This is a genomic window from uncultured Pseudophaeobacter sp., assembly GCA_905479575.1.
Taxonomy (GTDB): Bacteria; Pseudomonadota; Alphaproteobacteria; order Rhodobacterales; family Rhodobacteraceae; genus Pseudophaeobacter.
Window position 1 is genome coordinate 23,746 of the sequence record CAJQNB010000050.1, and the last position, 13,124, is coordinate 36,869.

Annotated in this window: 15 protein-coding genes and 2 pseudogenes; 11 read left to right on the forward strand and 6 right to left on the reverse strand. The window is 55.3% G+C overall.

From position 1 onward, the window contains the following. Positions 1-3: 3 nt before the first annotated feature. From QZ268_RS13945 to QZ268_RS13965, 5 genes are all read left to right on the forward strand, one after another. Positions 4-735: a DsbA family protein gene (locus QZ268_RS13945; RefSeq protein ID WP_295453768.1), complete on the forward strand. Its 732-nt coding sequence runs from the start codon at positions 4-6 to the stop codon at positions 733-735. Further along, positions 732-1,391: a DUF3047 domain-containing protein gene (locus QZ268_RS13950; protein WP_295453771.1), complete on the forward strand. Its 660-nt coding sequence runs from the start codon at positions 732-734 to the stop codon at positions 1,389-1,391. Before QZ268_RS13945 ends, QZ268_RS13950 begins: the two co-directional genes overlap by 4 nt. A 134-nt stretch (positions 1,392-1,525) precedes the next feature. Then, a complete protein-coding gene (locus QZ268_RS13955) occupies positions 1,526-2,692 on the forward strand; it encodes a multicopper oxidase family protein (RefSeq protein WP_295453774.1) in 1,167 nt (388 codons plus the stop codon). Positions 2,693-2,810: 118 nt separating this feature from the next. Beyond that, complete coding sequence (locus QZ268_RS13960; RefSeq protein WP_295453848.1) at positions 2,811-3,227, forward strand: cytochrome c; 417 nt, start codon at positions 2,811-2,813, stop codon at positions 3,225-3,227. Positions 3,228-3,328: 101 nt separating this feature from the next. Then, positions 3,329-3,805, forward strand: a complete 477-nt coding sequence (locus tag QZ268_RS13965) for a DUF411 domain-containing protein (RefSeq protein ID WP_089894319.1) — start codon at positions 3,329-3,331, stop codon at positions 3,803-3,805. Here QZ268_RS13965 and QZ268_RS13970 read toward each other — a convergent pair. Continuing rightward, a complete protein-coding gene (locus tag QZ268_RS13970; RefSeq protein ID WP_295453778.1) occupies positions 3,790-4,392 on the reverse strand; it encodes a Crp/Fnr family transcriptional regulator in 603 nt (200 codons plus the stop codon). The two genes, QZ268_RS13965 and QZ268_RS13970, sit on opposite strands and share 16 nt — an antisense overlap. A 72-nt stretch (positions 4,393-4,464) precedes the next feature. Here QZ268_RS13970 and QZ268_RS13975 point away from each other — a divergent pair, with 72 nt between their 5' ends. Then, complete coding sequence (locus QZ268_RS13975; RefSeq protein WP_243614769.1) at positions 4,465-4,998, forward strand: hypothetical protein; 534 nt, start codon at positions 4,465-4,467, stop codon at positions 4,996-4,998. Between the two features lies 1 nt (position 4,999). Here QZ268_RS13975 and QZ268_RS13980 read toward each other — a convergent pair whose 3' ends face one another. Continuing rightward, complete coding sequence (locus QZ268_RS13980) at positions 5,000-5,200, reverse strand: heavy-metal-associated domain-containing protein (RefSeq protein ID WP_089894325.1); 201 nt, start codon at positions 5,198-5,200, stop codon at positions 5,000-5,002. Positions 5,201-5,349: 149 nt separating this feature from the next. On the opposite strand from QZ268_RS13980, the gene QZ268_RS13985 reads away from it, so the two are divergent. Further along, positions 5,350-7,857, forward strand: coding sequence for a heavy metal translocating P-type ATPase (locus QZ268_RS13985; protein WP_295453784.1), 2,508 nt, complete (start codon positions 5,350-5,352; stop codon positions 7,855-7,857). 19 nt (positions 7,858-7,876) lie between these two features. Beyond that, a complete protein-coding gene (gene cueR / locus QZ268_RS13990; protein WP_295453851.1) occupies positions 7,877-8,272 on the forward strand; it encodes a Cu(I)-responsive transcriptional regulator in 396 nt (131 codons plus the stop codon). A gap of 156 nt (positions 8,273-8,428) precedes the next feature. Here cueR and QZ268_RS13995 read toward each other — a convergent pair. The 4 genes and pseudogenes from QZ268_RS13995 to QZ268_RS14010 form a co-directional block, all read right to left on the reverse strand. Further along, positions 8,429-8,606, reverse strand: a pseudogene (locus QZ268_RS13995) (IS481 family transposase); the annotation flags it as partial. Positions 8,607-8,708: 102 nt separating this feature from the next. After that, complete coding sequence (locus QZ268_RS14000; protein ID WP_295453786.1) at positions 8,709-10,034, reverse strand: APC family permease; 1,326 nt, start codon at positions 10,032-10,034, stop codon at positions 8,709-8,711. A 107-nt stretch (positions 10,035-10,141) separates the two neighbouring features. After that, positions 10,142-10,807, reverse strand: coding sequence for an isoprenylcysteine carboxylmethyltransferase family protein (locus tag QZ268_RS14005; protein ID WP_295453788.1), 666 nt, complete (start codon positions 10,805-10,807; stop codon positions 10,142-10,144). After that, positions 10,807-11,043 carry a DUF2933 domain-containing protein gene (locus tag QZ268_RS14010; RefSeq protein WP_365322376.1) on the reverse strand — a complete coding sequence of 79 codons (237 nt, stop codon included), beginning with the start codon at positions 11,041-11,043 and terminating at the stop codon, positions 10,807-10,809. The genes QZ268_RS14005 and QZ268_RS14010 overlap by 1 nt, the downstream gene beginning before the upstream one ends. Positions 11,044-11,611: 568 nt before the next feature. Between QZ268_RS14010 and QZ268_RS14015 the strand changes: the two genes are divergently transcribed. The 3 genes and pseudogenes from QZ268_RS14015 to QZ268_RS14025 all read left to right on the forward strand — a co-directional run bounded on the left by QZ268_RS14015 (position 11,612) and on the right by QZ268_RS14025 (position 13,104). Continuing rightward, positions 11,612-11,899 carry a copper-binding protein gene (locus QZ268_RS14015; RefSeq protein ID WP_295453790.1) on the forward strand — a complete coding sequence of 96 codons (288 nt, stop codon included), beginning with the start codon at positions 11,612-11,614 and terminating at the stop codon, positions 11,897-11,899. Positions 11,900-11,996: 97 nt separating this feature from the next. Further along, positions 11,997-12,623 (forward strand): annotated as a pseudogene (locus QZ268_RS14020) (IS5 family transposase); the annotation flags it as partial. 157 nt (positions 12,624-12,780) lie between these two features. Further along, a complete protein-coding gene (locus QZ268_RS14025) occupies positions 12,781-13,104 on the forward strand; it encodes a hypothetical protein (RefSeq protein WP_295453793.1) in 324 nt (107 codons plus the stop codon). Positions 13,105-13,124 lie beyond the last annotated feature (20 nt).

Sequence of the window (13,124 nt, forward strand, 5' to 3'; positions counted from 1 at the left end):
AACATGAAATTGAAAAGCGGGTTATTCGCCTTGGCCATCAGCCTGGCAGCGCCAATCGGAGCCTGGGCGGACGGGTTGGATGAGGATCGGGTCAAGGAACTGGTGCTTGAGACGATCCGTGAAAACCCTGGCATCGTTATGGAGGCCGTCGCCATATTGGAACAGCAACAGGCCGCCGCAGCAGATGTGGCCCGCGCCGACGTGCTGACCAACCAGCGCAATCTACTGGAACTGGACCCGAATGCACCGGTACTGGGCAATCTCGAAGGGGATGTGACGGTGGTGGAGTTCTTCGACTACAACTGCCCCTATTGCCGCCGTGCCATGGACGTGGTGCAAGGCTTGCTTGATGACGACCCAGATGTGCGTCTGGTCTATCGCGAATGGCCAATTCTGGGGGAAGGGTCTGTATTCGCCGCCAAAGCTGCTTTGGCAGCACGTGAACAGGGGAAATACGAGGCTTTCCATTGGGCGTTGATGAGTATGAATGGTCGTGCTGAAGAGGCAAGTGTCATGCGCGTCGCGGCCGAAGTTGGGCTGGATGTTGACCGTTTGCGCCGAGACATGGAAGTACCTGAAATCCAAGAACATCTGGTGACCTCCATGAACCTTGCGCAGTCGCTTGGTTTCAACGGCACCCCATCTTTCGTTGTCGGTGAGGAACTGGTGCCAGGGTTTGTGGAACAACCTGAACTGGTGGAAGTTGTCGAGGCGGCGAGAAAAGCCGCAGAATGACCCCCTCCCGCCGCCTGTTCGTGGCCGTATTCCTGTATGCGGCCACATTGGGTCCCGCAATTGCTGGGCCATTGCTGTTTGACGGCAGCTGGAAAGAACAGGGTTTTCTCCGCCTTTGGTCGAACGAATACCATTTCCTGGGCCCAAAGCTGGATGTGACTTCTGACGGCACGGTATCACTTGTCTGGCGGGCGCTTGAGCCCAGCCTGCGCAACGCTGACGGTGCCAGGTGGACCTGGGAGGTGCGTGAGGGTGTCGTGGTGACCGATCTGCGGCGCAAAGGCGGTGACGACAGAAACCTGGCGGTCTACTTCGTGTTCACAGACGCTGAAACGGCGCACAATCTGAGCCATAATTCGGCACGCCGATTGCTGCGTAACCAGAAAACACATGCGTTGATTTATGTCTGGGGGGGCAACCACAATTCAGGCAGTTTTCTGAAAAGCCCTTACCATCCGCGGATGATCACCCGCGTGCTTCGACCCAGCGGCGTCGGTCGCCATATAGAAGAGGTTGATCTTGAGGCGGACTTTCACACTGCCTTTGGGGCTGAGAAGAGTATTCTCGTCGGGATTGGAGTTTCGGCCGATAGTGACGATACGGGCGGGCGCATCCTTGCTTCAATTGAGAACCTGGAACTGGTCGCGGGGCAATGAGGCTCTCCCGCCGCCAAATACTCCTGGGTGCAATAGCCGGAACACTAGTGCCAAGGCCCGCCTTGGCCAAGAAACCCATACAAACGCTGCGTCCCGCACCGGTTGCTGTTCAATGGCCCGGTCATAATAGGGAAATGCCTGGTCTACTCGGATTCAATGGCTCAATCCCCGGTCCCGAGCTGCGATTTCGACAGGGCGATCAGCTGGATGTTCGCCTGGAAAACGGGTTGCAAGACGGAGCGCTGGTGCATTGGCACGGGGTCCGTGTTCCCAACCGAATGGATGGGGTGTCAATATTAACCCAAGAGGTTGTGCCACCGGGCGCGCACTACGACTATAATTTCGAACTGCCTGATGCTGGCACGTTCTGGTATCACTCGCACTACCTGTCCTATGAGCAGGTTGCCCGCGGGTTGTTTGGCCCCTTGATCGTAGAAGAGCGTGATCCACCCAATGTGGATCACGATATCACGGCAATGTTGGCGGATTTCAGAACTACATCTGACGGGATGTTTGACACAGATTTCGGGGTCATGGATGATTTTTCGCGCAAAGGTCGCTTGGGCAATCTTATGCGGGTTTTTCTCAGCCAAAAATCCGTTCGACAAGGAGATCGCGTTCGATTGCGTTTGGTCAATGCGGCCATCGACAGAGTCTTTCGTCTCGATCTTGACGGCATAGATGGCTCTGTGGTCGCCTTGGATGGCATGCCGCTGGAGTCCCCGACGCAATTGCAGCACCTGATCATGGCACCTGCACAGCGTGTCGATATCATTGGATTTGCAACATCTGAAATCACCTTCAACTTGACAGAAGGGAACACGCGCAATCCGATCGCAAGCATAGCTTTGTCCGGCAAGAACCCAGCACCGGACCGTAGCCCCGTAACTGCGTTGCCGATGCATGGGCTATCTGAGCCCGGCCAAATCACCCAGACGCTTGAGCTCTTGATGAGGGGCGGGGAAGGGGATCGGAACCACGGCGGCTTTGGCACCTGGGCGTTCAATGGAGTTTCTGGCCTTCCCAACAAACCGTTTGGCCAGTTCCGGCAAGGGGAAACAGCCCGGATCGTTTTGTTAAACCCGACCGGGTTTGCCCACGGCATTCATCTGCATGGCCACCATTTCCGTGAAATCTCGGAAAATGGGACGTTTGGCCCTCTGCGTGACACACTCTTGGTCGCGTCGGGGGAAACGCGCGAAATAGTTTGTGTCTTCGACAATCCGGGGCGCTGGCTGTTCCACTGTCACATGCTCAGTCACAGTGCAGACGGCATGGCAACCTGGATTGACGTATCATGACCGAAATACAGACCCCTGAACAATCATGCCATGGAGTGCAAAGATGTCCCGCCCCAAAATTCTGATTGCTGCCATCGCCGCCATACTGAGCCTTTCGGGTGCCGCAGTATTTCTGAGCATGGACCAAGCAAATGCAGGACCACCGAAGCAGCCGGAGCAGTCTGATTCTGAGGCCGGTGCGTTGCTATACGCGGAAAACTGTGCCTCGTGCCATGGGGCACAGCTGGAAGGGGAACCCGATTGGCGCAGCCCAAAGGACGACGGAACACTTCCAGCTCCGCCGCATGATCGGACCGGCCATACCTGGCATCATGGAGATGCCTTGTTGTTCGATTATACCAAGTTGGGCGGGCAGGCGGCCCTGGAGGCAAGCGGTGTGACGAATTTCAACAGTGGCATGCCCGGGTTTGGAGAGCAATTGAGCGACCAGGAGATCTGGGACATTTTGGCCTTCATAAAGTCCACCTGGCCAGACCGTATGCGCGAAACCCAAGAGGTGCGGACTGAAGGGGAACAGATGCAGGGCGGATCGTAAGCTCCCCTTGCTTGACCTTTGTCAGGATCTGACACCGCGAGAACGATAAGATAAATCCGAAATTGAACACCACTGGGCAATCTGGCCTGAAAGGAAACACAATGACCAACCTGACTATCAACCGCCGCCTTTTGTTGTGTGGCCTAGGGGCCTCCGGGTTCGGAATGACAGTGCCCGCCTTGGCCGCCACGCCACCGCTGGTTCAAGTGGTCAAGGATCCGAATTGCGGGTGCTGTGGCGCGTGGATCGACATCATGGCTGATGCTGGATACGAAATGGACATTCGCGAAGCCACGTATGACGACTTGATGCGTTTGAAAGCCCAAAGCGGGGTCAGCGAAGACATGGCATCGTGCCACACCGCACATGTGGACGGTTATGTCATCGAAGGCCATGTGCCGCCGGCCGACATCCACCGCCTGTTGAGCGAGAGGCCCGACGCCATTGGTCTGTCTGTGCCAGGCATGCCATGGGGATCACCGGGCATGGGTCCCGCGAGCGAACGTGACGCCTATTCGGTCTTCTTGATCCGAAATGATGGCACAACCGAGATCTTCGCCCACTACAATGCGGCCTGATCGGCGCCGTTCACGCGATATGAACCTCGAGCGGTGCGCGCAACCTGGCCTTCCCGCACCAAGGTTGACAGGGCTCGGTATACGGCCTCGTGGGTCAGGCCCAGCTCGCTTGCGAATTCAATGATCGACCCGGTGAGCCAGCCATCCGCCAGACCGGCCAGAACCCGATCCCTGGCAGGGCGGACGGCCAACAATTCCAGTCGGCGACGATAGGCCTGAATTTGGCTTGCCATGCGTTGAACAAGAGCTGCGGCAAAACTCGGGTCTTTCGTCATGAATTCCAGCACCTCGGTCTTGTCCAGGCAGAGGACCAAACAACGTGCTTGGGCCGTCGCGTCGCAATGAAAGCGGTCCGAAAACAACGCCGGTTCTGCCAGGGTATCGCCTGCGTTGGCCTGAAACATCGTCACTTTCTGCCCATCTTTTGTGTGGCGGATCAGGCTGATTGCGCCCTGTTCAAGAAAGTACATCGCACGTGTCGGGTCTCCTTGGCGAAACAAGTACTCATCAGCCTCAAGCTGACGCCGCGCCTGACCGCATTTCGGGAGACGATTGAATGGAGAGGGCAGAGACATCAGATGTGACATTATGATCTCGATCATATGTCAGAAGAGGATCAGGCGCCAGATTGGAGTCTCGCGACCGAACAGGAGCCACCCATGATCCGACTTGTACTCATAGTTTTACTGGCCAGTTCCACAGCCACGGCACAACACAACAGCCACGATCACGGTGCCAGCGGACAAAATATGGCCGTGCCAAAGGAGCCGGGGCAGGGGGCGTTTGCATCCATCGCCGAGATTGTAGCCTTGCTGCGAGCGGATCCGGACACGAATTGGAGTCGCGTGGATATCGCCGGTCTGCGTCAGCATTTAATTGATATGGACGACCTGATCATGCATGCTGAGGCTTCTGTCGAACAGGTCCCACATGGCGTGATGTTCCGTGTCGGGTTGACCGGGCCAGGTGGTGAAGCCGTTCGGCGCATGGTTCCAGCACATGCTCCAGTTCTGGCAATAGAGACGGGCTGGTCCAGTGAAGCCGAGATTGGCAGGAATGAGGTCACATGGACAGTGACCTCATCCGACGAAGTCGATGTCATTCGCGCCTTGGGCTTCTTTGGGTTGATGGCTGTAGGGGGCCACCATCAGGCACATCACCTTGGCATGGCTGCCGGCAAGATGGTGCATTGACCTAGGCAGCGATCGTGCTGGGGTAACCTTCCTTTTCCAGGATTTTTGTCAGCTCGGCGTCGCCCAGTCTGCTTGTGACTTCGACGGTGCGCGCTTCCAGATCGAAATTCAGAACCGCATCTCCGTCGGCGGCACCAACGGCCTTTTCGATAGCAGCCTTGCAATGACCGCAGCTCATATCGGGTACATTGAACTTGCTCATGGTAGTCTCCGTTTTTTCGTTCAATGAAGGGATTGGGGGTTCCCACAGGGTAAGGTCAAGCATCAAGAAAACGTGATATTCAAGGCTTGACCCTACCCACACTGGAACCCCCCAAACCATATTTGGAACCACGAATCGCGGAGAGTGTCATGTCAGAGAAACGAACGCTTACATTGTCGGTCGAAGGCATGACTTGTGCGTCCTGTGTCGGCCGTGTTGAAAGAACGCTTGCCGGCATTCCCGGCGTGTCCGATGCCGCGGTCAACCTGGCGAATGAAACAGCCCGGGTCAGCTTTGCCGCCCCCGCCAACCTTGCAGGGTTGATCGACACGTTGGGTGAAGCGGGCTATCCAGCCACGACCAGCGAAATCACTTTGGACGTCGAAGGCATGACCTGTGCCAGCTGCGTTGGCCGGGTTGAGCGCAAATTGACGGCCAGTGACGGCGTAATTGATGCGCAGGTAAACTTGGCTGCGGAGACCGCGACCATACGCTACGCTACCGGGGCGACTACGCCGGCGGACTTGGCCAGGATTTCCACCGAACTTGGATACCCTGCCAAGCTCAAAGCTGGAGAAGACCTCAGCAAACAGGACCGCAAGGCGGCAGAGATCGCGCGACTTGGGCAACTTACCTTGGTCGCCGCAATTCTGGCCCTACCGGTTTTTGTGATCGAGATGGGCGGTCATTTGTTTCCGGCCATGCATATGTGGATCGAAGAAAGCGTCGGCCTGCAAAACAGCCGGTTTTTGCAATTTCTCCTGACCACAATCGTTCTGTTCGGCCCTGGTCTGCGCTTCTACACAAAGGGGTTTCCGCTGCTGTTCAAGGGCGCGCCGGACATGAACTCGCTTGTCGCGCTTGGCACTTCAGCGGCCTACGGGTTTTCACTGATTTCCACCTTTACGCCGGGAGTTCTGCCGGCAGGCACTGCCAATGTCTACTATGAGGCAGCGGCTGTAATTGTCGTTCTAATCCTACTGGGTCGCTTTCTGGAAGCACGCGCCAAGGGACGTACAGGCGAGGCAATCCGCAAGCTTGTCGGGTTGCAGGCAAAGGTCGCGCGGGTGGAACGGGAGGGCGAAGTTGTCGAACTGGCGATCGAGGAGATCATCGTGGGTGACTTGATCCACGTGCGTCCTGGCGAGAAAATCGCCGTTGATGGCAAAGTGATCAGCGGCCGTTCCTATGTCGATGAAAGCATGATCACCGGCGAGCCCGTCCCAGTTGAGAAATCCACTGGGGCTGAGATCGTCGGTGCAACGGTGAATGGCACAGGCGCATTGATCTTCCAGGCAACCAAGGTTGGTGCTGACACGATGTTGGCGCAAATTATCCAGATGGTTGAGCAGGCTCAAGGTGCCAAGCTTCCGATCCAGGGTTTGGTAGACCGGATTACCGCCTGGTTCGTCCCTGCGGTCATGGCGGTTGCCACCTTAACCGTTCTGACTTGGCTGATCTTTGGACCTGACCCCGCACTGAGCTTTGCGCTGATTGCAGGTGTCGCCGTTTTGATCATCGCCTGCCCTTGCGCGATGGGTTTGGCAACGCCTACATCGATCATGGTCGGCACCGGTCGGGCGGCCGAAATGGGGGTTCTCTTCCGCAAAGGTGATGCGCTTCAAATGCTACAGGAAGCGCGGGTGGTCGCATTGGACAAGACGGGCACTCTGACCCAGGGCCGTCCCGAGCTGACCGACCTGATCGCGGCGGATGGGTTTGACAGCGATGAGGTGCTGCGACTGGTTGCCGCCATCGAGGCCCAGTCTGAACACCCCATTGCCGAAGCCATCACGCGTGCCGCCACCCAAAGAGGGTTGGATGGCGCCGAGGTCACAGCCTTTACGTCGATCACCGGATACGGCGTCGAGGCGACCGTTGGCGGTCACCGCATTCTTGTCGGAGCTGACCGGTTTATGCAGCGCGAGGGGATCGACATGGGCAAACTTGCCCAGATCGGCGACGAATTGGGCCGCAAGGGGCGAACCCCGCTCTATGCAGCAATCGACGGGCAGATTGCGGCGGCGATTGCCGTGGCGGATCCGGTCAAACCAGCAACTCCAGCAGCCATATCTGCATTGCATGATCTGGGGTTGAGCGTGGCCATGATTACCGGTGACAATCAAGGGACGGCTGAAGCCATCGCCGCAGAATTGGGCATTGATATCGTTGTGGCCGAGGTCCTGCCCGAGGGAAAAGTCGCCGCACTGGAAGATTTACGCACGCGTGGCAAACTGGCTTTTGTCGGCGATGGCATCAATGACGCCCCTGCGCTGGCCACTGCGGATGTGGGCATTGCTATCGGCACCGGAACCGATGTTGCCATCGAAGCGGCAGATGTTGTTTTGATGTCCGGCGAGTTGACCGGCGTGGTCAACGCCTTCGACATTTCGACGCGCACCATGCGTAACATCCGGCAGAACCTGTTCTGGGCCTTCAGCTACAACACGTTGCTGATCCCTGTGGCTGCAGGCGTTTTGTACCCGGCCTTCGGGCTGCTCCTGTCGCCAGTTCTGGCAGCCGGGGCGATGGCTCTGTCCAGCGTGTTCGTGCTAACAAATGCACTGCGTTTGCGTTGGGTTAAGCCGGTGCTGAACGACAAAGCACCCATCCCGATGCAAGAAACCGAGACCCTGAACCCGGCACTAGCCGGATAAGCGAGGAGGCGACATGAATCTGAACATCGGCGAAGTATCCAAGCGCACCGGTCTGCGCGCCAAAACCATCCGCTACTACGAGGATATCGGCCTGGTCAAACCACTGCGTGACACGAACGACTATCGCGTCTTTCGCGAAACTGACCTGCACAAGCTGATCTTTCTCAGCCGCGCCCGTGCCTTGGGGTTCACCATTGGTGATTGCCGCAACTTGCTGGCGCTCTACGAGGATGAAACCCGCGCCAGTGCAGAGGTGAAAGAAATAACAAACAAGCATTTGGAAGAGATCGAAGCGAAGATCATCGATCTGCAAGCCATGCATGAGACCCTGACCCACCTGTCCAAGGAATGCGCGGGGGATCATCGCCCGGATTGCCCCATTCTCGAAGGTCTCAGTGGCGATCCCTGCCTTTGACCGAAAAGAAATTTCAAAAATGATCCCCTTTCGCCCTCTACTGTCCGGCATGGACTCTGTCACTCTGCTGTCTCAACTTCTGACACCCGCCTGGGTCACGACCTCAGCGAAACCTGTACCCTGGACAGACCAGCGGGACACTCGGGTGGGGTAGTGCAGCTTGTTTCTGAAAGCTTCGCAATGGATCTGCCCGTTGTGAGCGCCGTTGTGGTCTGACGAAGTTGTAAAAGCGCTCCCATTTGTCCAACTTCGCTTCTAGATCAACATCGTCCTTGTAGCTCAGAAGATGATAGAATTCCTGTTGATCTGAACGGTGGGAACTTTCGACATTGCCACCCGTGTGAATCCCTTATGCCAACATGACCTAGAGCATTGACATTTTAATCAAACACGGAGCCGTCCAATTTGGAAAACTTAAGGCCACGATTGCACATGATCAGCGACCGGGATGTTCCTGCGGCGCTGTCCAGCTCGACAGATAAACCCATTCTACAGCAAAGACCGAGACAATACCAAGAGCTGCATAGAGCACAATAGCAGGATCGCTTTGCAGTTTCATCGCGGTGAATGCGGCAAGCACCACAGCATCAAACACGAGCGCAAGTAGCATAATTGCCGGTGCTGCCCCGATCTCTTTCCGCCGGAACCGGTAAACGCCCCAGTGAACGATCATATCCATTATCAGATAGAAGAATGCGCCAAGAGAAGCGATCCTTCCGAGGTCAAAAAACACTGCCAGCGCCGAAGCGATCACGACCGTATAGACCAGCATATGCCGCTGGATGGGTCCGGTCATTCCAAAGTGACTGTGCGGGATCATCTTCATGTTCGTCAGCATCGTTAGCATTCGCGACACTGCAAACACGCTGGCCAAAACGCCGGATGCCGTAGCTACAGCGGCCAGCAACACCGTCAGAAAAAAACCAATCTGCCCGAGTGCGGGCTCTGCTGCCTGCGCGAGTGAATAGTCACGTGCAGCGATGATCTCGTCGATTGTCAGGCTTGCGCTCACGCCGAAAGCTACAAGCAGATAGACCACCACGCAGATCGCAATTGAGATCATGATTGTGCGACCCACGTTGCGGTTGGGATCGGTGATCTCGCCACCACTATTGGTGATCGTGGTGAACCCCTTGAAGGCGAGGATTGCTAGAGCGACCGACGCTATGAAGCCGGTGATCCCAGAGGCTCGGACGCTCGCCGAAGCGGCAGAAAACTGAAATCCGCTGGACCAAAGTGCGGCGATGCCGAACAAGGCGATGCCACCGATCTTGATGGCGGCCATGATCAGAGAAAACAACCCGACAGATCGGTTTCCGGCAATGTTGACCAAAAAGGCAAAGACGATGACTGCAACCGCCAAAATAGGCACCAACGGTCCTCCAGTGATGTCAAAAGGCCGTAGCACGTAAGTGGCAAATGTGCGCGCCACCAAACTTTCGGCAATCACCATACTGAGCGCCATAAGGAGCGCAGCCCCTGCTGCTAATGCGCCAGACCCGTAGCATTTCTGCAGGATCATTGCGATGCCACCGGAAGAAGGCCAGGCATTTGACATCTTGATATAGCTGTAGGCACTGAAACTGGTCACGACTGCGCCCACGATAAAGGCGAGCGGGAATAGTGGCCCGGCCAGTTGGGCAATCTGCCCCGTCAGGGCAAATATGCCCGCGCCGATCATGACGCCGGTACCCATGGCAACAGCGCCGCCAAGACTGATCGAGCCTTCCTTGTACACAGTGCTTTGGTGATCATGCTGCATTTTTGATGTCCTTACCTGCCTCTGGTGCTAGGAACTAACGGTCCGATCTAAACTTCAGGCGCTCGGTCAGAGCGCGCCCGGTTTGTTCATGAATAGGCTGCATTGCTTCAGGTCGTTCCCGAGTTTTCTCGATCCCCAGCTTTTCTAAAGCTAGGGACGAAGGCCGGAACAGACTTGGCGTAGCGGGCATATGCTTGGCCGAAACGCGCGCGGCTATCGGCTTCTTCGCCACGGGCGAGGCGAACGTACATCCAGGCAAGTACCGGAAACATCGCCAGCGTCAGAAGTGTCGGCCACTGTACTAAAAATCCAAGCAAGATCAGGATGAACCCGACATATTGCGGATGCCTGATCCTGGCATAGGGGCCTGTAACAGCCAGTTTACCTTGTCGTTGCGCTGCCCACAGATGGTGCCAGGCAACAGAAATCAGCCAGAATCCCCCACCAAGGAAAACGAAGCTTAAAAGGTGGAAAGGCCCAAAATGCGGGTTTGACTGCCAGCCGAACATCATTTCGGGGAGATGCCCGCTGTCGTGGGCAAACCAATCAACCTCCGGCCAGATCGATTGCAGCCAACCGGAAAGGAAGAAGATAGTTAACGGGAACCCATACATCTCGGTAAAGAGCGCGACGACGAAGGCGCTGAAGGCTCCGAAACTGCGCCAATCGCGTTTTGTTTGCGGTTTGAAGAAACTGAAGGCGAAAATGATGAATACCGCCGAGTTGATAAATACCAATAGCCAAAGTCCATAGGAAGCACCTGCATCGGCCATTACTTGTCGTCTCCCTTACCGTGCCCGCCGTGGCCTCCATGCATGAAGAAGTGCATGCCGACGCATAGTAGTAAGGGCAACCAGACCAGCAACCCACTACCCAGAAGGTGCATCCGGTGTTCATAACCCAAGAGCAGGCCGCCCACCGTAAGAGCTACCATCAGGTAGATGCCGGCGCGGGATCGCCAAAAAGAGGGAGGTCGGGAGGCATGTGAAGGGTTGGATGGGCGTGTCATGTTAGATTTTCCTTCCTATGTTTTCACTCCTCGGTGGCGCAGCGAGCTGAGCTTGACAGGAGATATAGAAGCAAAACCAGAAAATTGGTTCACCTCTGTTTTTTCATCTAGGAGTTCATTTTTACCATAGAGACTGGATATGCTATATGGGCTAGGTTTTCGAAAAATTGCAGGGCGAACGGTTTGACTTTCGCACCATCAGCCCCGGGGGTACACACTGATCCTGTCAGTGTAAACGTTACATTTTGATACAATTGCAGCCAGCCTGACACTATTGACTTAATCAGGATTGTTGGCTCAATCGACGGCGGATCGACACTTCAGTCGACTCAGGGCTACGTAATATAGGGATAAGAGAAATGGCTAGCGAAGAGCTTATTCTGTTTATGAGTGGCAATCAGGGGCTCGAATTACGCACATTGCGTGTTTATCTCAAAATCATGAAAGTGTCATCTGGCAAAATTGTGAACAATAAATACCCACGCAAGAAGTAGAGTCATATCCCTGGGCCGACAGTTGAAAAGAGATCTAGACAATGAACCCTAGAAATCCAAGGAGTAATTATAGAATGAAGTTTCTCTCACTAGCTGCGGCTTTAGTCGTTGCAGCAACAACCGCTTTTGCGGGCGGAAATCACGATATGGCAATGGGAACAATCACTAACCTTGATCGAAAATCGAATGTAGTGACGATAGATCACGGACCAATGGAAAGTGTTAACATGCCAGCGATGGAAATGGGATACGGCGTTGCGAATCCGTCAATGTTAAAAGGCCTTCGCAAAGGTAATAAAATTCACTTTATGGTGGAGCATGTCAGCGGAAAATACATCGTAACCGAAATAATGAAACAATAGGTTTCTTTTCATCGCTCCAGGGTCAGATGCCTTTTACCTCTTGTAGGTTTCCAAGGTGAACTTGACTCTGGAAGTTGATGGGTGAAGAGTTTCCCGCCTTGCAGTGGCTTTATTGCACAAATCGGTTGAAGGGATTCACTGTATGAATCCAGCGTGATAGCTGAAGGCATAAGCAGGTGAAGGCGAGTGGAACGCCCGCAAGCATGGTGGTCCCAAGCGCCGCCTCTGGCGTAAGATACACATAGGCATCTACGAAGAAACGCTGGAGGTACGGGCCGTCGAGGTCACCAGCAGCAACATCGGGAATGCTGCCGTGTTGCCAGAACTTCTGAACCAAATCCCTGTTGATCAAGACATCGGCAGTGTCACCGCAGGCGGAGCATATGACACGTGCAAATGCCACGAAGCGATTGCCGCACGAGATGCGCATGCAGTGATCCCACCTCGCAAGAATGAAAAGCCCTAGAAGTCGACGAGCGCCGGAGCAATTGCCCGTAACGATGCGGTCAATGGACAACGATATCTGGGTCGTACCCTTTGGTGACGCTGGAGCTGATACCACCGCCGAAGCCGCGTCGAAACAGAAATGCATTGTATGAAATTTCTGAGCCAATCTCTCACGGCGCGTGACTTCGAAAGACAGGTCGCTGAAATCCAAATCCGCATCGCCGTCCTCAATCGCTACACCGCTCTTGGCATACCTGTCACAGAGGCAGTAGACTAAATCGGTCTGGGGAAAGGGGACGCTCACCCTCAGGACGATTGTTCAAGCCTTTTGAAATGTTCGTGCCAAGTGAGCAGCAAAATGTATCAAAGTGTATCCTTGAGTTGAAAAGGCCTGGTTTGTAATCATCACGGTGAGAACTACGGGAGCCGTACAAGTGCACGATGTTATAGGTGAAAACTGGAAGATTTTGGTATTGGCCCTTTTGCTGGCATTTTCCGCATTAGCTGCGCCGATTGGAGGTAAAGCTTTTTCCCATGCAGAGACGCGCGCTGTGTTTGAAATTGAGCGACACGATGCTCAGTTGCAAGTAGATGAAGGCCACTGCCATAAATTCGGCTCATGTGAAGCGCCAGCCGTGCTTCTACGTCGGCTGAAAGCTGGTTCTGCCGGACGGTCCACCAGGGCTGTTTTTACTCGTGGTAGCCCAGCTGATGCCTCCTCCACTCCCACGGCAAATCTGCCGCCTCCCAAACTATAGTCACCTGCTCTTGGCGGCGC

Coding starts and splice junctions, on each gene's coding strand:
- QZ268_RS13950 (WP_295453771.1), top strand. CDS start 732: ATGACCCCCTCCCGCCGCCTGTTCGTGGCCGTATTCCTGTATGCGGCC.
- QZ268_RS13985 (WP_295453784.1), top strand. CDS start 5,350: ATGTCAGAGAAACGAACGCTTACATTGTCGGTCGAAGGCATGACTTGT.
- QZ268_RS13960 (WP_295453848.1), top strand. CDS start 2,811: ATGGACCAAGCAAATGCAGGACCACCGAAGCAGCCGGAGCAGTCTGAT.
- QZ268_RS14010 (WP_365322376.1), bottom strand. CDS start 11,043: ATGACACGCCCATCCAACCCTTCACATGCCTCCCGACCTCCCTCTTTT.
- QZ268_RS13980 (WP_089894325.1), bottom strand. CDS start 5,200: ATGAGCAAGTTCAATGTACCCGATATGAGCTGCGGTCATTGCAAGGCT.
- QZ268_RS14015 (WP_295453790.1), top strand. CDS start 11,612: ATGAAGTTTCTCTCACTAGCTGCGGCTTTAGTCGTTGCAGCAACAACC.
- QZ268_RS13965 (WP_089894319.1), top strand. CDS start 3,329: ATGACCAACCTGACTATCAACCGCCGCCTTTTGTTGTGTGGCCTAGGG.
- QZ268_RS14005 (WP_295453788.1), bottom strand. CDS start 10,807: ATGGCCGATGCAGGTGCTTCCTATGGACTTTGGCTATTGGTATTTATC.
- QZ268_RS13975 (WP_243614769.1), top strand. CDS start 4,465: ATGATCCGACTTGTACTCATAGTTTTACTGGCCAGTTCCACAGCCACG.
- QZ268_RS13945 (WP_295453768.1), top strand. CDS start 4: ATGAAATTGAAAAGCGGGTTATTCGCCTTGGCCATCAGCCTGGCAGCG.
- QZ268_RS13955 (WP_295453774.1), top strand. CDS start 1,526: ATGCCTGGTCTACTCGGATTCAATGGCTCAATCCCCGGTCCCGAGCTG.
- QZ268_RS13970 (WP_295453778.1), bottom strand. CDS start 4,392: ATGTCACATCTGATGTCTCTGCCCTCTCCATTCAATCGTCTCCCGAAA.
- QZ268_RS14000 (WP_295453786.1), bottom strand. CDS start 10,034: ATGCAGCATGATCACCAAAGCACTGTGTACAAGGAAGGCTCGATCAGT.